The organism is Microbulbifer maximicatervae (SeqCode) (assembly GCF_052468295.1).
The window spans coordinates 4,586,939-4,606,254 of sequence record NZ_CP174340.1; the positions used below are offsets into that span (position 1 = coordinate 4,586,939).

Annotated in this window: 18 protein-coding genes and 1 pseudogene; 1 reads left to right on the forward strand and 18 read right to left on the reverse strand. The window is 53.1% G+C overall.

The features are described 5' to 3' along the window. Positions 1 to 43: 43 nt before the first annotated feature. Both ACJJIQ_RS20350 and ACJJIQ_RS20355 read right to left on the reverse strand, forming a co-directional pair. The gene (locus tag ACJJIQ_RS20350) at positions 44 to 484 is read right to left on the reverse strand and encodes a hypothetical protein (protein WP_445362877.1); all 441 of its coding nucleotides are present in this window, start codon (positions 482 to 484) and stop codon (positions 44 to 46) included. A 104-nt stretch (positions 485 to 588) separates the two neighbouring features. Further along, positions 589 to 1,686 (reverse strand): NHL repeat-containing protein, encoded by a 1,098-nt coding sequence (locus ACJJIQ_RS20355; protein ID WP_445362878.1) that lies wholly within the window; start codon positions 1,684 to 1,686, stop codon positions 589 to 591. 117 nt (positions 1,687 to 1,803) lie between these two features. Between ACJJIQ_RS20355 and ACJJIQ_RS20360 the strand changes: the two are divergent. After that, positions 1,804 to 2,758 (forward strand): annotated as a pseudogene (locus ACJJIQ_RS20360) (IS5 family transposase). A 139-nt stretch (positions 2,759 to 2,897) separates the two neighbouring features. Here ACJJIQ_RS20360 and ACJJIQ_RS20365 read toward each other — a convergent pair. The 16 genes from ACJJIQ_RS20365 to yidC form a co-directional block, all read right to left on the reverse strand. Next, the gene (locus ACJJIQ_RS20365) at positions 2,898 to 3,305 is read right to left on the reverse strand and encodes an Ig-like domain-containing protein (protein WP_445362879.1); all 408 of its coding nucleotides are present in this window, start codon (positions 3,303 to 3,305) and stop codon (positions 2,898 to 2,900) included. 214 nt (positions 3,306 to 3,519) lie between these two features. Beyond that, positions 3,520 to 3,939: a F0F1 ATP synthase subunit epsilon gene (locus ACJJIQ_RS20370; RefSeq protein WP_108735087.1), complete on the reverse strand. Its 420-nt coding sequence runs from the start codon at positions 3,937 to 3,939 to the stop codon at positions 3,520 to 3,522. Between the two features lie 18 nt (positions 3,940 to 3,957). Beyond that, positions 3,958 to 5,361 (reverse strand): F0F1 ATP synthase subunit beta, encoded by a 1,404-nt coding sequence (gene atpD / locus ACJJIQ_RS20375; RefSeq protein WP_282930574.1) that lies wholly within the window; start codon positions 5,359 to 5,361, stop codon positions 3,958 to 3,960. A gap of 53 nt (positions 5,362 to 5,414) precedes the next feature. Continuing rightward, positions 5,415 to 6,275, reverse strand: a complete 861-nt coding sequence (gene atpG, locus ACJJIQ_RS20380; RefSeq protein WP_282930573.1) for a F0F1 ATP synthase subunit gamma — start codon at positions 6,273 to 6,275, stop codon at positions 5,415 to 5,417. Positions 6,276 to 6,352: 77 nt separating this feature from the next. Then, positions 6,353 to 7,897 carry a F0F1 ATP synthase subunit alpha gene (atpA, locus tag ACJJIQ_RS20385; RefSeq protein ID WP_108735090.1) on the reverse strand — a complete coding sequence of 515 codons (1,545 nt, stop codon included), beginning with the start codon at positions 7,895 to 7,897 and terminating at the stop codon, positions 6,353 to 6,355. Between the two features lie 48 nt (positions 7,898 to 7,945). Then, positions 7,946 to 8,482 carry a F0F1 ATP synthase subunit delta gene (locus tag ACJJIQ_RS20390; protein WP_108735091.1) on the reverse strand — a complete coding sequence of 179 codons (537 nt, stop codon included), beginning with the start codon at positions 8,480 to 8,482 and terminating at the stop codon, positions 7,946 to 7,948. 12 nt (positions 8,483 to 8,494) lie between these two features. Further along, positions 8,495 to 8,965, reverse strand: coding sequence for a F0F1 ATP synthase subunit B (locus ACJJIQ_RS20395; RefSeq protein ID WP_282930571.1), 471 nt, complete (start codon positions 8,963 to 8,965; stop codon positions 8,495 to 8,497). A gap of 52 nt (positions 8,966 to 9,017) precedes the next feature. Further along, positions 9,018 to 9,263 carry a F0F1 ATP synthase subunit C gene (gene atpE, locus ACJJIQ_RS20400; protein WP_020413895.1) on the reverse strand — a complete coding sequence of 82 codons (246 nt, stop codon included), beginning with the start codon at positions 9,261 to 9,263 and terminating at the stop codon, positions 9,018 to 9,020. A 59-nt stretch (positions 9,264 to 9,322) separates the two neighbouring features. Next, entirely contained in the window at positions 9,323 to 10,249 is a 927-nt protein-coding gene (atpB, locus tag ACJJIQ_RS20405) for a F0F1 ATP synthase subunit A (protein ID WP_282930570.1), read from the reverse strand. Positions 10,250 to 10,298: 49 nt separating this feature from the next. Further along, positions 10,299 to 10,661: an ATP synthase subunit I gene (locus ACJJIQ_RS20410; protein ID WP_282930569.1), complete on the reverse strand. Its 363-nt coding sequence runs from the start codon at positions 10,659 to 10,661 to the stop codon at positions 10,299 to 10,301. A gap of 202 nt (positions 10,662 to 10,863) precedes the next feature. Continuing rightward, positions 10,864 to 11,766 (reverse strand): ParB/RepB/Spo0J family partition protein, encoded by a 903-nt coding sequence (locus ACJJIQ_RS20415; protein WP_282930568.1) that lies wholly within the window; start codon positions 11,764 to 11,766, stop codon positions 10,864 to 10,866. A gap of 12 nt (positions 11,767 to 11,778) precedes the next feature. Next, the gene (locus ACJJIQ_RS20420; RefSeq protein ID WP_020413891.1) at positions 11,779 to 12,588 is read right to left on the reverse strand and encodes a ParA family protein; all 810 of its coding nucleotides are present in this window, start codon (positions 12,586 to 12,588) and stop codon (positions 11,779 to 11,781) included. A gap of 126 nt (positions 12,589 to 12,714) precedes the next feature. After that, entirely contained in the window at positions 12,715 to 13,344 is a 630-nt protein-coding gene (rsmG, locus tag ACJJIQ_RS20425) for a 16S rRNA (guanine(527)-N(7))-methyltransferase RsmG (RefSeq protein ID WP_445362880.1), read from the reverse strand. Between the two features lie 85 nt (positions 13,345 to 13,429). Then, the gene (gene mnmG / locus ACJJIQ_RS20430) at positions 13,430 to 15,319 is read right to left on the reverse strand and encodes a tRNA uridine-5-carboxymethylaminomethyl(34) synthesis enzyme MnmG (protein ID WP_444934530.1); all 1,890 of its coding nucleotides are present in this window, start codon (positions 15,317 to 15,319) and stop codon (positions 13,430 to 13,432) included. 865 nt (positions 15,320 to 16,184) lie between these two features. Beyond that, on the reverse strand, positions 16,185 to 17,561 hold the full coding sequence (mnmE, locus tag ACJJIQ_RS20435) for a tRNA uridine-5-carboxymethylaminomethyl(34) synthesis GTPase MnmE (protein ID WP_444934531.1): 1,377 nt from the start codon (positions 17,559 to 17,561) through the stop codon (positions 16,185 to 16,187). A gap of 79 nt (positions 17,562 to 17,640) precedes the next feature. Continuing rightward, positions 17,641 to 19,311, reverse strand: a complete 1,671-nt coding sequence (gene yidC, locus ACJJIQ_RS20440; RefSeq protein WP_444892426.1) for a membrane protein insertase YidC — start codon at positions 19,309 to 19,311, stop codon at positions 17,641 to 17,643. Between the last annotated feature and the right edge of the window lie 5 nt (positions 19,312 to 19,316).

Sequence of the window (19,316 nt, forward strand, 5' to 3'; positions counted from 1 at the left end):
ATATGCAGGTATTAGCTCATATAGCTTATACCTGCTAAATAAATTATTGTGACACCATTAGATACTGTTTTGTTTCAACATCAAAAACAGCAACGCCTCGATTTGGCATAGAGATATACAGAACATTTTTAGCTTGATCTACTGCTGGAGTAAGCAGCATATCCTCCCACTCTTGTTGTATGGCACTTAAAAGCAGGGTTCTATTTCCGGTTTCTCTATCTATAGCCAAAAGTTCCATGTTAATTGGTTCATCATCACTTTCTGTGTGATTGTAATCTTCTACAAATATTAGATCATCTTCACTGCTATATGCTATATAGCTTAATTCGTGAATACTTTCTCCAGTACCAATTTGATCACTCGATATAATTTTCGATGTCTCATTTTCCAGATTAAACTCGACAACGCTTCCATAAACATCTGAAATGTATATCGCTGTGGATTCTGCATTTATTGATATATGATTTGGATACCAGAAACCCATATCTGGGAAAGAATTGATTTCAGTTCGATCGCCAGACTGTAAGTCTATAGAAATCAGTGCGTCAGCAGAAATAGCCAGTATTCTATCTCGAGCGGTATCTATAGCTATACCACTAACACCATTAAATGCATCACCGGAGCCGATATCCCCCCAGAAATGATCGATCTATTTCCGGTTATAGGGTCTACTTTAACTATACTTTGGGAATATGGCTCTATTACATAGATATCTCCGTTCCGTTTATCGACTGCCAAATCGTGGAAGTATCCCTCTATCAACCCATCTCCTTTATGCGGGCCAGATATAATCTGCCTATCACCACTCTGTGGATCTACCGAAATTATTTGGTCAATTTTTTTATATTCAAAATTAGAGTAGCGAGATTCTGCATAATTGTCATTAAGCAGAAGAAGTCTTTCATTGTACTCGTCATACACCAAGTCAGAGTTAGTCGAGAGTAGAGGACCTTCTCCTCTTATTTTTTTTGATACTAATATTCGACTTCCATCTTCCTTGCTAACCAAAAAGGAATGTCCTGTTGAGCACGAGTTAACTAAGATTGATTTTCCTGTGTCAATGATTCCGTTTCTCCCGTAGTCAAAATCTAAGTTGTCACTACCTGTATCGAGTACTGATGATAATAAGTTTCGATTACCACTAACTAGGTTGATCTCAAGTACTTTACCGTGCAAATCGGTGGAATAAGCTAAATTAGCTTCCAAATTGATAGTTAAACCGGTCAAGCTTTGTAGAGATTCGCCCAAGCCTACACTCGTTCCTGATAATTCGGTTGCCTGCCAGGTGACAGGATTTAACTCCAGTAATCCATCCTCACTTACAACAAAAAAACGCCCGTCGACAATTTCAAACCCCTGATTGAAATAGCCTACTGAACTTCCGTCTTCATAATTAAAAGAGGATATTTTTTCACGCTCACCGGTGATGGGATCTACTTTTATTAAATAGCTAGGAAAATAATTTTGTACATAGATATCACCTGAACTGATATCAATAGAAATTTGTGGTCTTTTCCCAAATGACAGTGAATCATCTCCTGACTCGGAAATGATATTTAAGGTATTAAATTCACGATCGACAGAAATTAACTGATCATTTTGGATGATTAAGAAATTACCCGTAGCATGGTCAAATTGAGCTCCTACCACATCGGAGAACTCTGAGGAGATATAATCTTCCTGCATGCTTTCCAGATTTAATACCCTAGTAGGGTTAAAGGTATATGCTAGATTTCTGGAACCTCTGAATAATTCCGAGCCAGTTTGGTAGTATTCAGTTATCCGTCAAGACTACGATAGATTATGCACCAAGTCACCTTTGCCGAAGCAGAATATAAGCTAAAGCGCCGTATAACTCGCCGAGAGAAGTTTCTTTCTCAAATGGAAGCCCTCATCCCATGGCAGCGACTAGAGGCTCAGATCACTCCTTGCTATCCACAAGGCAAACGTGGCCGACAGCCATATCCATTAAGTGTCATGCTCCGTATTCATTGCATGCAGCTATTTTATAATCTCAGTGATCCCGCTATGGAGGATGCACTGTATGAAATTGAATCCATGCGTAGTTTTGCTGGATTGACTTTGAGCGGCCCAATTCCCGATGAAACAACGATTCTTAACTTTCGCCACTTATTGGAGCTCAATCAGATTGGTGCAGCGCTTTTTGATGAAATCAACAAGCATCTTGCTGAGAATGGCATGGTACTGCGTGAAGGCACGATTGTAGATGCCACTATTATCTCTGCGCCAACTTCAACTAAGAATAAAAAGAAAGAACGTGATCCAGAAATGCATCAAACAAAGAAAGGCAATCAGTGGCACTTTGGAATGAAGATGCATATCGGGGTTGATGATGTGCTCGGAGTAATACATAGCGTAGATACAACAGCAGCGAATTCGCATGATGTCACAGCCACAGAGCGAGTCCTCCATGGGGAGGGAGGAAGGAAGAGTCTGGGGTGACTCTGGGTACATTGGTGCGGAGAAGCGAGAAGAGTTGAAGGAGCGGGAGGTGGATTGGTACATAGCAATGAAGCCGAGCAAGCTGAAAACTCTTCCTGGGCGTGATGCACTCCGTAAGGCGGAAAAGATCAAGGCGCAGATAAGAGCGAAGGTTGAGCACCCCTTTCGCTACATTAAACGGGTATTTGGTTATGACAAGGTCCGCTATCGGGGACTGTTAAAAAATACTGAGCGGCTGTGCTTGCTAGCAGGCTTTACCAACTTACTAATAGGGAGAAAATATTTGGCCACCTAGGGGTGGTTCGCCTGAAACCCGCCTATTTAGGGTTTCAGATGAAAAATTAGCGGGCTATTACGCGAAAATTACGCGCTTGAGCGTAATAAAGTGAATTTTTCAAGCAGTTCAGCTTAATTCTAGAAAAATGCTTCGTTGATCAGAGGGTCCTTCTATCGCCATCAAACGCCAACGGACCACAAAATCTGTAGCCATTAAATCCGTCATAGCTATTAACACTCACTGAGGCGGCAGCCGGGGAGGTATTCCCATTAATATCTGTTACCTCAATGTTAATGCTAGTCGTAGTGCCTTCCTCAAGCGTTATTTCAGCCTGCCAGGTTGCAAAATCATCATCCGATGTTGCGTCAATTCCATTTACAGATACCCTGGCAACACCAACATTATCACTTGCACTACCACGCACAACCAGCTGCTCTTTATCACTCCATAGCCCGTCGCTAGCGGGAAAGATGATACTTGCGCTTGGGTATTCACTATCGGTTTCCTCTTTCGGTATCGAAGAGTCGTTGCCCCCTGAAGAAGAACCCCCTCCGCATCCAACCATTAAGTACATCAGGAAGGTTATTTATAAGTAGTTTCTAAAAGAGGTTTTCAACATAAATGCTCTTTGATGTAGAGGAGTAACGGCACATATATAGGCGGGAAAGCTAATTCCCCTTCACTTAATAAGAGCCACTTGAAAAAATAGATATAAAAAAAGCAGCCGAAGCTGCTTTTTTGTCGCCTGAAAACAGGCCTTACGAGTAGGTAAGAACTGTTTACTTACCGGCCGCCTTGCGAATTGCCTGCAGGGTACGCAGACGCGCTTCGGCTTCGGCCAGCTGGGCTGAGATGCGCGCGTAGTCGACTTCAGACGGCGCCTTGTGCAGGGCGTGTTCCGCTTCTTCGCGGGCCTTCTGCGCGGCGTCTTCATCGATCTCACGTTCGGCTACATCGGCGAGGATAGTCACCATATTAGGTTGTACCTCGGCGTAGCCACCGCTGACGAACAGTACTTCCTCTTCACCACCGGGCTTGATGATGCGCACCGGACCGGCTTTCAGAGCGGTGAGCAACTGGGCGTGACCGTAGGAGAGACCCAGCTCACCTTCGATACCACTCACAATCACCATCTCTACCAGCCCGGAGAAGAGAGACTGCTCGGCGCTGACAATGTCACAATGTACTGTCATGGCCATAGTATATGCCTCTCTCGATTAGCCCTTGGCTTTGTTGGCTTTTTCCACAGCTTCGTCGATGGTTCCCACCATGTAGAAGGCCTGTTCCGGCATGTGGTCATATTCACCATTCAGGATGCCCTGGAAGCCACGAATGGTTTCTTTCAGGGAAACGTATTTACCTGGTGCACCGGTGAAGATTTCCGCAACGTGGAACGGCTGGGACAGGAAACGCTCGATCTTACGGGCGCGGGCTACGGTCTGCTTGTCTTCTTCAGACAGCTCGTCCATACCCAGGATCGCGATGATGTCCTTCAGCTCTTTGTAGCGCTGCAGTACAGACTGTACGCCGCGAGCCACTTCGTAGTGCTCCTGACCAATTACCTGTGGGTCCAGCTGACGAGAGGTGGAGTCCAGCGGGTCAACAGCCGGGTAGATACCTTTAGCGGCGATATCACGGCTCAGTACTACAGTGGAGTCCAAGTGCGCGAAGGTGGTCGCCGGAGATGGGTCAGTCAAGTCATCCGCCGGTACGTATACCGCCTGGATAGAGGTGATAGAGCCAGTCTTGGTGGAGGTAATACGCTCCTGCAGAACGCCCATCTCTTCCGCCAGGGTCGGCTGGTAACCTACCGCAGAAGGCATACGGCCCAGCAGTGCGGATACTTCGGTACCGGCCAGGGTGTAGCGGTAGATGTTGTCGACGAACAACAGTACGTCTTTGCCTTCATCACGGAATTTCTCCGCCATGGTCAGGCCGGTCAGGGCTACGCGCAGACGGTTGCCGGGCGGCTCATTCATCTGGCCGTAAACCATCGCCACTTTGGAGTTGGCTTTGTTTTCCAGGTCAACAACGCCGGATTCAGCCATCTCGTAGTAGAAGTCGTTACCTTCACGGGTACGCTCACCAACACCTGCGAACACGGACAGACCGGAGTGCTCGGTAGCGATGTTGTTGATCAGTTCCATCATGTTTACGGTTTTACCTACACCGGCACCACCGAACAGACCAACCTTACCACCCTTGGCGAACGGGCAAACCAGGTCGATTACCTTGATGCCGGTTTCCAGCAGTTCGGTAGAGCTGGACTGCTCTTCGTAGGTCGGTGCAGCGCGGTGGATAGAGGAGCGCTCTTTCTCACCGATAGGGCCACACTCGTCAATCGGGTTGCCGAGCACGTCCATGATGCGACCGAGGGTTTCCAGGCCAACCGGTACAGAAACCGGAGCGCCGGTATTGCGCACGGACAGACCGCGGCTGACACCTTCGGATGAACCCATGGCAATAGCGCGTACCACGCCGTCACCCAACTGCTGCTGCACTTCCATGGTGAGGTTCTTGTCCTCAACCACCAGTGCGTCGTATACATTCGGAACAGAATCGCGTGGGAATTCCACGTCGATGACCGCTCCGATCACTTGCACAATTTGCCCGTTACTCATTTCCGGATCCTCAGCTTTAAATTCTTTCTAGGCTGACCATTACTGGCAGCGGATTAAACCGCCGCCGCACCGCCGACAATTTCGGACAGTTCCTGGGTAATGGCCGCCTGGCGCGCCTTGTTGTAGACAAGCTGCAACTGATCGATCAGCTCACCGGCGTTATCGGTGGCGCTCTTCATCGCGATCATACGCGCTGCCTGTTCACAGGCTTTGTTTTCAACTACTGCCTGGTATACCTGGGACTCGATGTAGCGAGCCAGCAATCCATCCAGCAATTCAACCGGATCCGGCTCGTAGAGGTAGTCCCACTCGTGCATGAGTTTTTCATCTTCGTCCTTCGGCAGCGGCAGCAATTGCTCAACCTGCGGCTTCTGGGACATGGTGTTGATAAACTCATTGGATACCAGGAACAGGCGATCGATATCGCCTTCTGCGTAACGGTCCAGCATTACCTTAACTGAGCCAATCAGCTGGTTGGCCTGGGGCGCATCGCCCAGATCGCGCACCGCTGCGACAACCTTGCTGCCGATGGCATTAAAGAAACTGGCCGCCTTGTTACCTACCGCGCAGACTTCGACGTCGACACCCTTCTCGGACCACGCCTGCATCTCGCGAATAGCGGCTTTGAACATATTGACGTTCAAGCCACCACAGAGTCCGCGGTCAGTGGATACCAGGATAAAACCGACCCGCTTGGCCTCGCGCTCTTGCAGGTAAATATGCTGGTACTCGGCCGAAGCGTTGGCGACGTGGCCGATCACTGCGCGTATGCGCTGGGCGTAGGGACGCCCCAGTGCCATGCGATCCTGAGCCCTGCGCATCTTACTGGCTGCAACCATTTCCATTGCGGCAGTAATTTTCTGCGTGCTCTTGATGCTGGCAATTTTTGTGCGTACTTCTTTTCCGCCTGCCATAGTGATTTACCTTGTTCGCTGGAAGTTAGATTCCGAAAGAGCGGACACGCCGCTCTCTCGCGCTCTCCAGGGAGTTCTTACCAGCTGCTAGTAGCGACGAACTTCTCGATAGCGGCTTTAAAAGCTGCGTCGATTTCGTCGTTGTAGTTACCAGTGCTGTTCACTTTCTCCATCAGCTCTGCGTGTTCGCTGTTCATGTAAGCGAGCAGGGCGGCTTCGAAATCGAGAACCTTGGCAACTTCTACTTCTTTCAGGTAACCCTTGTCGGCGGCGTAAACGGAAACAGCCATGTCCGCGATAGACAGCGGAGAGTACTGTTTCTGCTTCATCAGCTCGGTTACGCGCTCACCGTGATCCAGCTGGGCTTTGGTAGCTTCGTCCAGGTCAGAGGCAAACTGGGAGAATGCCGCCAGTTCGCGGTACTGAGCCAGAGCGGTACGGATACCACCGGACAGCTTCTTGATCACCTTGGTCTGCGCTGCACCACCTACACGGGATACAGAGATACCCGGGTTGATCGCTGGGCGGATACCGGAGTTGAACAGATCGGTCTCGAGGAAGATCTGGCCGTCGGTAATGGAAATCACGTTGGTCGGTACGAACGCAGATACGTCACCGGCCTGGGTTTCGATGATCGGCAGGGCGGTCAGAGAGCCGGTCTTGCCTTTCACTTCACCGTTGGTGAACTTCTCTACGTAGTCGGCGTTTACACGCGCTGCGCGCTCCAGCAGACGGGAGTGCAAGTAGAAAACGTCACCGGGGTAGGCTTCACGTCCAGGCGGACGCTTCAGCAACAGGGAGATCTGACGGTAGGCCCAAGCCTGCTTGGTCAGGTCATCGTATACGATCAGGGCGTCTTCACCGCGGTCGCGGAAGTACTCACCCATGGTACAACCGACGTAGGGAGCCAGGAACTGCATCGCTGCCGGATCGGCGGCGCCAGCGGCTACTACGATGGTGTGATCCATAGCGCCGTGCTCTTCGAGCTTGCGCACTACGTTGGCAATAGAGGACTGCTTCTGGCCCACGGCAACGTAGACACACTTAACGCCGGTACCTTTCTGGTTGATGATGGCGTCGATCGCCACAGCAGTCTTACCGATCTGACGGTCACCGATGATCAGCTCACGCTGGCCACGGCCAATCGGGATCATGGTATCAACCGCTTTCAAACCGGTTTGTACAGGCTGGTCAACGGACTGACGGGCAATAACGCCAGGCGCTACTTTTTCTACCGCATCGGTCAGCTTGTTGTTCAGCGGGCCTTTGCCGTCGATCGGGTTACCCAGCGCGTCTACAACGCGGCCGAGCAATTCCGGGCCAACGGGGGTTTCCAGGATGCGGCCGGTACAACGGCACTTCTGGCCTTCAGCCAGCGCCTTGTAGTCGCCCAGGATTACAGCACCAACGGAGTCGCGCTCCAGGTTCAGCGCCATACCGTAAACGCCGCCTTCGAACTCGATCATCTCGCCGTACATCACATCGGCCAGGCCGTGGATGCGGATGATGCCGTCGGATACGGAAACAATGGTGCCCTCATTTTGGGCTTCAGTGCTCACATCGAGATTTTCGATGCGGCTCTTGATGATTTCACTGATCTCAGAGGGATTCAGTTGCTGCATGCTCTGTTCCTCAAGTCCCCGCCGGCTAACGCCAACGAGGAGAGTAATTTAGGAGTTCATCGCCTCGGCGAGCTTGGCCAGACGGCCGCGTACGGTACCGTCGATGACTGTATCACCGGCGCGGATGATCGCGCCGCCCAGCAGGCTCTCGTCCACCGAGCTGTGCAGATGTATTTCGCGTTCAAACTTCGCGCTGAGCTTTTGGCCCAGTGCTTGCGCCTGTGCATCGCTCAAGGCGTGCGCGGAAACAACTTCCACCTCAAGGGTGGCTTCCGCTTGCGCTTTCAGCTCTTCGAACAGTTCGGAAATTTCCGGCAGCAGCTGCAGGCGGTTGTTTTCCGCCAGCAACCGGATGAAGTTCCTTCCGTGCTCGCCGAGTTCGTCTGAACAGATCGACAGGAATTTATCTGCGCGCTCTTCACTGGTGAGCTGGGGATTATCCAGCAGCTCACGCACTTTTTCGTTCTGGCTGACCGCTGCCGCAGTGCTCAGCGCAGTGCTCCAACCACCTAAGTGGGAGGCTTCCTGCGCATAAGAGAATGCAGCTTTAGCGTAGGGCCGGGCCAGTGTGCTGAGTTCCGCCATTGGGTTCCTCGCTTACAGCTCGGCTGCCAGTTTATCGATCAGGTCGTCGTGCGCCTTAGCGTCGATATTGACCGCGAGAATCTTCTCCGCACCCAGGACAGACAGGTCTGCCACACGGCTGCGCAGTTGCTCTTTAGCGCGATTCACTTCCTGGTCGATCTCAGCTTTGGCCGCAGTTTTCAGGCGATCGCCTTCAGACTGAGCCGCTTGCTTGGCTTCATCGAGAATCTGGTTGGCGCGCTTGTTGGCACCATCAATGATCTCGTTAGCCTGATCTTTGGCTTCCTTCAACTGCTCGGCAGCTTTACGCTTGGCCAGTTCCAGATCTTTCTGTGCGTGTTCGGCGTCAGCGAGACCATCTGCGATCTTCTGCTCACGCTCTTTCATCACGCCCAAAAGCGGCGGCCAAACAAACTTCCAGCAAAACCAGACGAAAAACAGGAAAGTAATCGACTGGCCGATTAGAGTCAGGTTGATATTCACTCCGACACCTCTTGCTCTTTAAATAGGGTTAAGGGCAATTGGAACGGCGTAATTAAACCAGACCAGGAGCTACGGCGAAGATCAGGTACATAGCGATACCAACACCGATCATCGGAACCGCGTCAAGCAGACCAGCCATCAGGAACATCTTGCCCTGCAGAGCCGGAGCCTGTTCAGGCTGACGAGCGGAACCTTCCAGCAGCTTGCCACCCAGAGTACCGAAACCGATAGCGGTGCCCAGGGCGCCCAGACCGATCAGCAGTGCACTTGCGATGTAAACCAGACCTAATGCTTCCATTGTGTTCTCCAAATCAAAGTTAAAGAGTTGTTGTAAAGGTCGAAAAAAGGGTTAAAAACTTATTGATCGTGCTCGTGCTCATCATCGCGATGGTGTGCCATCGCCATGTACACGGTGCTCAATACCATAAATACGAACGCCTGCAGCACGATTACCAGTACGTGGAAGATCGCCCAGCCCATGTGCAGGAGGCCCGCACCAATAAAGCCGAGAACGCCAACGCCAAAGACAATCGCGATCAGGATAAAGATCATTTCACCGGCGTAGAGGTTTCCGAACAGACGCAGGCCCAGGGAGATCGGCTTGGCGATCAGGGATACTGCTTCCAGCAGGAAGTTCACCGGGATCAGCAGGATGTCAAAGAACAACTTGCCAGTATGGAAAGGGTGCAGAGTCAGCTCTTTAAGGAAGCCGATGGCACCTTTTTCGCGAATACTGAAGAAAATCATCAGCGCAAACACCGCCAGGGCCATACCCAGGGTGGCGTTCGGGTCGGTAGTCGGGACCACTTTAAAGAAGAGGTGATCGTTGCCGGAGATCTTGGCGGCAGCCATCGGCAGCCAGTCTACCGGTACCAGGTCCATCAGGTTCATCAGGAACACCCACACAAAGATGGTCAGAGCCATCGGGGCAACCATAGTGTTGCGGTGGGGGAAGGTTTCCTTAACCAGCTTGTCGATAAAGTCGGTAACCAGCTCCACAAAGCTCTGGAAGCCTGTGGGCTTGTCCACACTGGCCTTCTTGGCTGCGCGGGCAAACAGGAAGCAAAAAATCAGACCGAGGCCGATAGACCAGCCCAGTGTATCTACGTGCAGGGCCCAAAAGCCCATATCCGCAGCTTCCTGGGAGGAATGCGCCATAGTCCAAGTAGACTCATTCAGCACAGTACCGTCGGCGCGGGTATACCCGGCCGGCAGCTTGCCGTAAGTCATGTTTTGCAGGTGGTGTTGGATATACCCCGTCGCGGTTTGAGCTTCGCCTGCCATAGTTCCTCAACAATCGTAAAAGTAAGAATTCTTTTTTCTTATCCACCGGCTAGCGGACCATGCGCGCTACCAAAATCCACTGCACGATTACACAGAGGACGTAGCTGATAAAAAGCGCCGCAGCATTCAGTGGTTTGACGGTGGCAAACACCGCTGCAAAACCTGCCATGGTCAATATAAATTTGCCGGTTTCCGCGCGGTAGAAATTGCCTACCACGCGATGGGCCGCGCGCGCACCGCTATCGCGAAAGGCGCGCCTGCCAAAATATGCTCCGGGCAGTGCACACAGGGCACCGCCGATAAATACGGAGAGCGCAGTCACCGGTTTACCGCTCAAGTGCAGTGCCGCACTGGCCACCGATATCAGCAGAAGCTGTACTGCGGCTATTCGTAATACCGGGGGTTTTGTCATAGACGGGATAAGCCGACTTTTTTTGCGCTGTCCGCCCAAAATTTGGGCGTGCGAATTATGCGGCAACAGCATCGCCGATTCAACCGGCAAATGTCGTCAACTTATTTGATTTTCAGGAGGTTTTGCACGGAATTACTCGCCGCAGTGAGTATTTGCCAACAGTTATTGCGCGCGCCACTAGGACGCGCATTTCCCTGTGGCCTCAGTCCTCGGCGTAACCCAGGTGGGCGAGGATTCCATCCAGCTCTTCCAGAGTGGTGTATTTGAGTACCAGGCGGCCGTTGCCTTTATCGTTGTGATCGATAGATACGGGCACTCCGACTTTTTCTGCCAGGCGCTCAGTTAGGCGACGGATATTGGGGTCGGGCTTCGGTTTTTCCGGTGCCGGGGCAGCCGGCTGTTGTAAACGGCGTACCAGCGCCTCTGTCTGGCGCACGGTAAGGCTGCGCTCGACCACTTGGCGCGCAGCAGAGCGCTGGGTGGCACCGGATAGACCGAGCAGGGCTTTGGCGTGCCCCAACTCCAGATCGCCACGCTCCAGGAAAGTCCGTACCTCTTCACTGAGACTCAACAGTCGCAAAAGGTTGGTTACTGCGGTACGGGATTTGCCCACCGCATCGGCCACTTCCTGCTGGGTCAGCTTGAACTCATCCTGTAAACGCTTGAGGGCTACAGCTTCCTCTACCGGATTCAGGTCTTCACGCTGGATATTTTCAATCAGCGCCATAGCGATGGCAGCTTCATCGGAAACGCTGCGCACCAGTGCCGGCACTTTCTCCAGTCCCGCCAATTGGGCCGCGCGCCAGCGCCGTTCACCGGCGATGATTTCATAGCTCTGCTCACCGATACCGCGCACGACGATCGGCTGCATAATGCCCTGGGCGCGTATCGAGTCCGCCAGCTCCTGCAAGGATTCCTGTGGAAAATCCCGGCGTGGCTGGTAGCGGCCGCGCTGCAAAAACTCTATCGGCAACTCCTTCAGCTCACCGTCGACCACGGCGGTTTCGGTTTCAGCTTCACCGGTAGCCTCGGCGATCGCGGTGCTGTTTTTATTGCTGATCAGGTGGGATAAACCCCGGCCCAGTCCTTTGCGTTTGGCGGCCATAGTAATTACCCCTTATACGGCTTCCGCCACAGGGCGGCTTTTCTTATTGGAAGATTGATTGGCGGGATGGCGGCGATTGATTTCGCAAGCCAGTGCCAGATAGGCAATAGCCCCTTTCGAATGGCGGTCGTAATCCAGCGCCGGCTTGCCGAAGCTGGGAGCCTCTGCCAAACGGACATTGCGCGGGATACAGGTTCGATACAGGCGATCGCCGAAAAACTCCTGCAACTGCGCCGACACTTCGCTGGTGAGGCTGTTGCGCGGATCGTACATAGTGCGCAAGATGCCCTCGATTTTCAGGTCTGGATTGGCGGCCTGCTGGATCTGGGTGATAGTATCCACCAGTGCTGATAACCCCTCCAGGGCATAGTATTCACACTGCATGGGAATCAATACGCCGTGAGCTGCACAGAGGGCGTTTACGGTCAGCATATTCAACGATGGCGGACAGTCGATAATCACGTAGTCGTAACGATTACTCACCGCAGCCAGGGCGCGGCGCAGGCGGGATTCGCGCCCCTCCAGATTCAGCAACTCCACCTCTGCCGCAGATAGGTCACCGTTGCCCGGGATCAAATCAAAACCGCTCTCTGTAGATACAATGGCCTGCTCAACGGGTAATTCAGCGGCCAGTACATCGTAACCGGACACCTCAAGGTCACTTTTATCCACACCACTGCCCATGGTGGCATTGCCCTGGGGGTCCAGGTCGATCAGCAATACGCGCCGCTTGTTGGCAACCAAAGATGCGGCCAGGTTGACGCAGGTAGTGGTCTTGCCAACCCCGCCTTTCTGGTTGGCCACAGCAAATATCTTGCTCAAGATTCTTGTCCTTTGTTGTTTCCGGGTGCGTTTGCCCCGACGCCGGCTCGGCTTCGGGCGGCGGCTGTTGTGCCCCACGATAGGGGAGCAGGATTGGGCGGGCGACAAACCCGCCAAACTATCATCTTATTCTGTGCGACAGAGCTGAATCATATGTCGCTCACCGTCGCAGCCGGGCACCGACAACCGGTGCACCTGCTCGACCTTAATGCCTTTTGGCAGAGCGCTCAACTCATCCTCAGGCAGCTTGCCCTTCATGGCATAAAAACGACCCTTGGGTGCCAACATATGCTCACTGCCATTGACCATATCTTCGATGGAGGCAAAGGCGCGGGACACCACACCGGCAAAAGGCTGTTCTGGCACAAAGGCTTCTACCCGCTCATTGACTACCGTGATATTGGGCAGGGGCAGGGTGCTGGCCACTTGGAACAGGAAGCGGGTCTTCTTGCCATTGCTGTCGAGCAGGGTGATGGAGCGCTCCGGATACACAATTGCCAGGGGAATTCCAGGCAGGCCGCCACCGCTACCCACATCGATTAAAGAGCCTTCGCCACAGAGATTTACCACACTGAGGCTGTCGATAATATGGCGCTCCAGCATCTGCTCTGGGTCGCGTATGGCGGACAGGTTGTAGGCACTGTTCCAGCGGGCAAAAAGTGCCAGGTATTCCAGTAGCTGATCCTGCTGCCGGTCACTGAGTGCCACCGACATCTGTGCCGCCGCCTCTAACAGGCGCGGACGAAACTGTTCCATTGAGTGAGAAATGGGTCTATCCCCCAGTAGTCCCGCGAAATTCAAACCCCGCAGGGCCTCGCGGGATACCCTGTGGAAAACCGATTTATACCGCTTTTTTGCGCTTCAGCAGCCCGCGCTTTTTCAACTGGATCAACAGCAGGGATATGGATGCGGGCGTCACGCCCGGTATTCGCGAGGCCCGCGCCAGGGTATCTGGGCGGGTCTCTCCCAGCTTTTGCTTAACCTCATTGGACAGACCAGAAATACCGCTGTAGTCGAAGTCCGCCGGGATCGGGGTATCTTCGTAGGCCTGCAAACGCTCAATTTCCTCGCGCTGGCGATCGATATAACCGGCGTACTTGGCCGAAATTTCCACCTGTTCGGCAACCTGCTCGTCGGTTACCGCTTCCCCTTTGAGGCCCGCCACATCCTGATAGCCCAGTTCCGGACGGCGCAACAGGTCCATCAGGCTATATTCCCGCGCCAATGGCTGCGGCAATTTGGTTTCTACAGAGGCGGCCTGGGGCGTCTTTGGGTGCACCCAGGTATCTTGTAGTCGCTGGGTCTCCCGAGCGATCTCCTCGCGCTTTTCACTGAACGCTGCCCAGCGGGTATCGTCGACCAGGCCCAATTCGCGACCTTTTTCGGTCAGGCGCAGGTCAGCATTGTCCTCACGGAGCAGCAAGCGATATTCCGCGCGGCTGGTAAACATGCGGTAGGGCTCTTTAGTGCCGCTGGTGATCAAATCATCCACAAGCACGCCCAGGTAGGCTTCATCCCGACGCGGGGCCCAGGCTTCGCGCTCCTGGGCCTGTAGGGCGGCATTGGCGCCAGCCAGGAGTCCCTGGGCAGCCGCTTCCTCGTAGCCGGTGGTGCCATTGATCTGGCCGGCAAAGTAGAGCCCCTGGATAAATTTGGTTTGCAGGGACGGCAAAAGGTCGCGCGGGTCGAAGAAATCGTACTCAATTGCATAGCCCGGGCGGGTGATATGCGCCTTTTCAAAGCCTTTGATGGAGTGCACCAGCTCAATCTGTACATCGAAGGGCAGGCTGGTGGAAATACCATTGGGGTACAGCTCGTTGGTGGTCAACCCTTCAGGCTCGATAAACACCTGGTGGCTATCTTTGTCCGCAAAGCGGTGCACCTTGTCTTCGATGGAGGGACAGTAGCGCGGGCCAATCCCTTCAATCACGCCGGAATACATGGGCGAGCGATCGAGCCCCCCCTGGATAATTTCATGGGTGCGGGCATTGGTGTGGGTAATCCAGCAGCAGACCTGGCGCGGGTGCTGATCGCGGCTGCCCAAATAGGACATCACCGGTGTGGGGCTATCCCCCCACTGTTCCTCCAGCTCGCTGAAATCTACCGAGCGGGCATCAATACGGGGAGGGGTGCCAGTTTTGAGGCGATCGACGCGGAAAGGCAGTTCGCGCAGACGATCTGCAAGGGCAATCGAGGGCGGGTCTCCAGCGCGGCCGCCGGCGTGGTTATCCAAGCCGATGTGTATACGCCCACCGAGGAAAGTCCCTGCGGTCAGTACCACTGTCTTGGCGCGAAAGCGCACCCCCGCATTGGTGACAACGCCCACAACCCGTTCACCTTCGACAATCAGGTCATCCGCCGCTTGTTGGAAGATCTCCAGGTTTTCCTGTGCTTCCAGGATTGAACGGATAGCGGCGCGATACAGGGCTCTATCGGCCTGGGCGCGAGTTGCCCTTACTGCGGGGCCTTTGCGGGCATTGAGGACCCGGAACTGAATTCCGCCCAGGTCTGTTGCCGTTGCCATAGCGCCACCGAGGGCATCGACTTCCTTCACGAGATGACTCTTGCCGATACCGCCGATCGCCGGGTTGCAGGACATTTGTCCAAGGGTCTCGATATTGTGGGTCAGCAGCAGAGTGGAAGCTCCCATACGTGCCGCTGCCAGTGAGGCTTCGGTACCTGCGTGGCCTCCGCCGATCACGATCACATCATAGGTCTTAGGGAATTCCATAGTGGCTGCTACTGGTTACAACTGGGGGCGCACATTTTATAGGCAGTAGGTGTGAGTCAGCAATTGGCTACAAGCATATTCCTGCACTCTAGTTGGTAGACGCATGTAAAGCTGTAAAAACGGAGACTATTCAGTTCCATGCATATCGAGCTCTTTCTCTAAGGAAATCATTTTTTGGACTCTCTCAAGTTTATATAAATGAATAAATGTATTTCTTAGAGAGAGGTTTTTGATTTAGTTGTTTTTATTAGTGCCCGGCAAATCATGTATAAGCAAAAAAAAGTCTTATAAATCAACATGTTACATTAATGAAAACATGGGCAATAACCCCTTGGCTGAAGGGGGGGCAACCCCGGTAGACGATTGTGGAAAGCCGGGACAACTTTGCGCGCCTCGTGCTGGCGGGAAAGTTATCATCATAGCATTCGTTGCTTACGCAGGTGTTTATCCCCTTTTTTACTCACACCTGGCAATTTCAGGTTTTAGCTTGTGCGTAGATGGTGATAAGACTTGGGGGTTAATTGTGCGTAAGAGTGAATATTGTATAAGTCTGTGAGTTTTGTTGCTGTATCTATGTGATTTATAGGTGATTGGAGCAAGTGAAAAGATATCCACGGGAAATCCCCGTGGACATGTATAACTCGATCGGCGCCATATCTTATTTTGCAGAGTTGTTTGCCGGATTTTTTCGCGAATCTATTTAATAAGATCGGGAAAAATTGGGGATTTAATTTACCCGCCCTGAAAGTCGGGGTTAAGCCTGTGTAAAAGAAGTGAGAAATATGTTGGGAAGCTGGAAGGAGAAAAGCGGGGGAGGATAAAGTAGCCTCCCCCTTGGGATAACTTGGAAGTTGGGATGGGGTGTTTACTTACCGATACAAAAACTGCCGAAGATCTTGCCGAGTAATTCATCGGCACTGACGGTGCCAGTAATTTCTCCCAGAGCCTGCTGGGCTTGGCGTAAGTCTTCGGCGAGCAGTTCGCCTGCACCGCTAGTGTGAAGTTGCCGCTGGCCCTGATGTATAAAAGCTTGTGCCCGGCCCAGTGCGTCCAGGTGTCGGCGCCTGGCACTGAATGTTCCCTCTCCAGCGCCGCTGAAACCCATACTCTGTTTTAAATGTTCTTTTAACGCATCGAGCCCGGCACCTGTTTTTGCACTGATGGCAATCACTGGCACGCCTTCAGTGTGTGCCTGAAGGCCAGCGCTGTAGTCGGTGAGGTCGATCTTGTTCAGTACCAATGTCAGTTTGTTGAGATCTTTTAGCTGACTGGTAAATTCTGGCCAAACTTGTGTGGGGTCCAGGGAGTGGAGTTGCTCTGCATCCATGACTAGAAGTACCCTATCTGCGCCGTGGATTTCCTCCCAGGCGCGTTCGATACCAATTTGCTCGACTCTATCCGGGGCATCCCTTAATCCCGCAGTATCGGCAAACTGGAGGGGCATACCGTCGATATGAATATGTTCGCGCAGGATATCCCGAGTGGTACCGGCGATATCGGTGACAATAGCGGCGTCGTGTCCGGCCAGTGTGTTGAGCAGGCTGGATTTCCCTGCATTGGGGCGTCCTGCGATAGCAACTCGCATTCCCTCGCGCATTATCGCGCCCTGACGCGCCTGGGTTTCCACACCCACCATTTGTGCCAGTAGGGTTTCTATATCAGCTGCCACTTTGCCATCGGCGAGGAAGTCGATTTCCTCTTCGGGGAAATCAATGGCGGCCTCCACGTAGATACGCAAGTGGGTAAGGTTTTCCACCAGGTCTTCGATTTTCTCGGAAAACGCGCCCTGCAGTGAACGCATGGCATTACGCGCTGCCTGGGCACTGCCGGCGTCGATTAAATCGGCGATCGCTTCGGCCTGAGTTAAATCCATTTTGTCGTTGAGGAAAGCCCTCTCGGAAAATTCTCCGGGTCGGGCTTGTCGAGCGCCCAACTCGATAGTTGCTTGAAGTAACTGATCGAGAATCACTGGGCCGCCGTGTCCCTGGAGTTCCACCACATCTTCCCCGGTAAAGGAGTTGGGACCGGGGAAAAAGAGTGCCAATCCCTGATCGATTAACTGCTCTTTGTGGGTAAAGTTCCGGTAGTGGGCAGAGCGGGGCTGGAGGGATTTTTCCCCGCAGATTTGTTGGGCAATTTGCAGGGCTCTTGCGCCCGACAGTCGGATAACGCCGATGCCGCCGCGCCCGGGCGCGGTGGCAACAGCGGCAATAGTGTCGCGATTGAGGCTTTCTTGTGTCATCGGCTGAGTTTACTCGACAGAACGGAAAAGGGCCGCATTAGCGGCCCTTGTTTATTGTGTTGCTGCAGATCGGTACTGGTTAGTACTTACCGGCATCCACCTGTTTATTGATATACCAGGTTTGCGCAATGGTAATCAGGTTGTTGGCGATCCAGTACAGAACCAGACCCGCTGGGAACCACAGGAAGAATACAGTCATCATTACCGGCATCAGCTGCATGATGCGGGCTTGGGTTGGATCAGTCGGCGCCGGGTTCAGCTTTTGCATAAACCACATAGACAGGCCCATCAATACCGGCAGGATAAAGTAGGGGTCCTTCGCCGACAGATCGTGAATCCAGAAAATCCAGGGCGCGTGGCGCAGCTCAACGGTTTCGGTGAGCATCCAGTAGAGCGCGATAAATACCGGCATCTGCAACAGGATCGGCAGGCAGCCACCCATCGGATTGATCTTCTCGCGGCGGTAGAGCTTCATGGTCTCTTCCGCCAGCTTTTGCCGGTTATCCTTGTACTGTTCCTGCAGCTTTTTCATCTGCGGCGCAAACTTGCGCATACGCGCCATGGATTTGGTGCCAGCGGCGGACAGAGGCAGAAGCAGCGTCTTGATAAATACGGTGAGCAGGATGATCGCCCAGCCCCAGTTGCTGACAATATGCTCCTGGATAAAGTGCAGGACACCGAACAGCGGTTTTGCGATCCACCAGAGCCAGCCGTAGTCGACGGTCAGGTCGAGGCCGGGGGAGATTTCTTCCAAACGGTAAACATCTTTCGGGCCAGCGTAGAAAGAAGCGCTCAGCTCGCCTTGGGTGGCAGCGGGGATTTGCACTTGAGGTGCGGTAAAGCCCATGCGGAAGAGGCCGTTGGATAGCTCCTTCAATTCAAAGGTATTGCGCTCGTCCTGGGGGGGAATCCAGGCACTGATAAAGTAGTGCTGAACCATAGCTACCCAACCACCTTCGATGGTTTCGCGGGTGGGGCTTTCAGCAATCTCCTCGAAGTCCTGCTTGAAGTAGTTCTTTTCGTTGGTGCGGATGGCGGCGCCGAGGAAAGGCGACATGCCGAAACCGGTGTCGGTTGCGGGTTCACTGGCATCGCGCTTAATCTGACCAAACATGGCCGCGGACCAGGGCTTGTCACTGGTGTTATCCACCAGGTAGGCCACTTGGATCAGGTAGTCTCCACGCTTGAAGGTGAAGCGCTTGGTGATATTGGCTCCTTCCTGTTGCAGAGTCAGGTCTACTATCAGGGTATCGTCGCCCTCAACCATCGCATATTCGGTTTTTGCCACCTTGAAAACCGGGCGGCCAGCGGCGCTGTCGGTCCCGTTTTTACCGATAAGGCCACTTTGGGCAATATAGGTATGGTTGCGGGTCTGGTTCAACAGGATCAGGGGTTGGTCCGGGGTATCCAACTTCTCTTGTTGTTTGCGCAGCGCCACTTTGACGATATCGCCGCCACGAGGATTGATGAGCAGATCAAAAACGTCGGTGGTGACACTGATCAGCTTGCTCTCAGTACTGCTGCCCTCATCGGAAGCGGGCACCTGGGAGCGAAGTTGGGGAACATCACTGTCGCCGGTGCTCGCGGGTGTTTCGGCGGGTATTTGGCTGACAGTCTCGCCGCCAGTCTGCACGACGGTTTCGCGGTCGAGTTCAGGAGTGTGTTGCTCTTGAAATGCGTTCCACTGGAAGATAAGTGCCAGGAGAACCGCGAGAATTCCGCCGAGCAGCGTATAGCGTTGCCAATCCATCTTAT

What these genes read in the sequence shown, in the direction of transcription:
- ACJJIQ_RS20350 (WP_445362877.1), bottom strand. Translation starts at nt 484, where the DNA reads ATGGGTTTCTGGTATCCAAATCATATATCAATAAATGCAGAATCCACA.
- ACJJIQ_RS20355 (WP_445362878.1), bottom strand. Translation starts at nt 1,686, where the DNA reads ATGCAGGAAGATTATATCTCCTCAGAGTTCTCCGATGTGGTAGGAGCT.
- ACJJIQ_RS20365 (WP_445362879.1), bottom strand. Translation starts at nt 3,305, where the DNA reads ATGGTTGGATGCGGAGGGGGTTCTTCTTCAGGGGGCAACGACTCTTCG.
- ACJJIQ_RS20370 (WP_108735087.1), bottom strand. Translation starts at nt 3,939, where the DNA reads ATGGCCATGACAGTACATTGTGACATTGTCAGCGCCGAGCAGTCTCTC.
- atpD (WP_282930574.1), bottom strand. Translation starts at nt 5,361, where the DNA reads ATGAGTAACGGGCAAATTGTGCAAGTGATCGGAGCGGTCATCGACGTG.
- atpG (WP_282930573.1), bottom strand. Translation starts at nt 6,275, where the DNA reads ATGGCAGGCGGAAAAGAAGTACGCACAAAAATTGCCAGCATCAAGAGC.
- atpA (WP_108735090.1), bottom strand. Translation starts at nt 7,897, where the DNA reads ATGCAGCAACTGAATCCCTCTGAGATCAGTGAAATCATCAAGAGCCGC.
- ACJJIQ_RS20390 (WP_108735091.1), bottom strand. Translation starts at nt 8,482, where the DNA reads ATGGCGGAACTCAGCACACTGGCCCGGCCCTACGCTAAAGCTGCATTC.
- atpE (WP_020413895.1), bottom strand. Translation starts at nt 9,263, where the DNA reads ATGGAAGCATTAGGTCTGGTTTACATCGCAAGTGCACTGCTGATCGGT.
- atpB (WP_282930570.1), bottom strand. Translation starts at nt 10,249, where the DNA reads ATGGCAGGCGAAGCTCAAACCGCGACGGGGTATATCCAACACCACCTG.
- ACJJIQ_RS20410 (WP_282930569.1), bottom strand. Translation starts at nt 10,661, where the DNA reads ATGACAAAACCCCCGGTATTACGAATAGCCGCAGTACAGCTTCTGCTG.
- ACJJIQ_RS20415 (WP_282930568.1), bottom strand. Translation starts at nt 11,766, where the DNA reads ATGGCCGCCAAACGCAAAGGACTGGGCCGGGGTTTATCCCACCTGATC.
- rsmG (WP_445362880.1), bottom strand. Translation starts at nt 13,344, where the DNA reads ATGGAACAGTTTCGTCCGCGCCTGTTAGAGGCGGCGGCACAGATGTCG.
- mnmG (WP_444934530.1), bottom strand. Translation starts at nt 15,319, where the DNA reads ATGGAATTCCCTAAGACCTATGATGTGATCGTGATCGGCGGAGGCCAC.
- mnmE (WP_444934531.1), bottom strand. Translation starts at nt 17,561, where the DNA reads ATGACACAAGAAAGCCTCAATCGCGACACTATTGCCGCTGTTGCCACC.
- yidC (WP_444892426.1), bottom strand. Translation starts at nt 19,311, where the DNA reads ATGGATTGGCAACGCTATACGCTGCTCGGCGGAATTCTCGCGGTTCTC.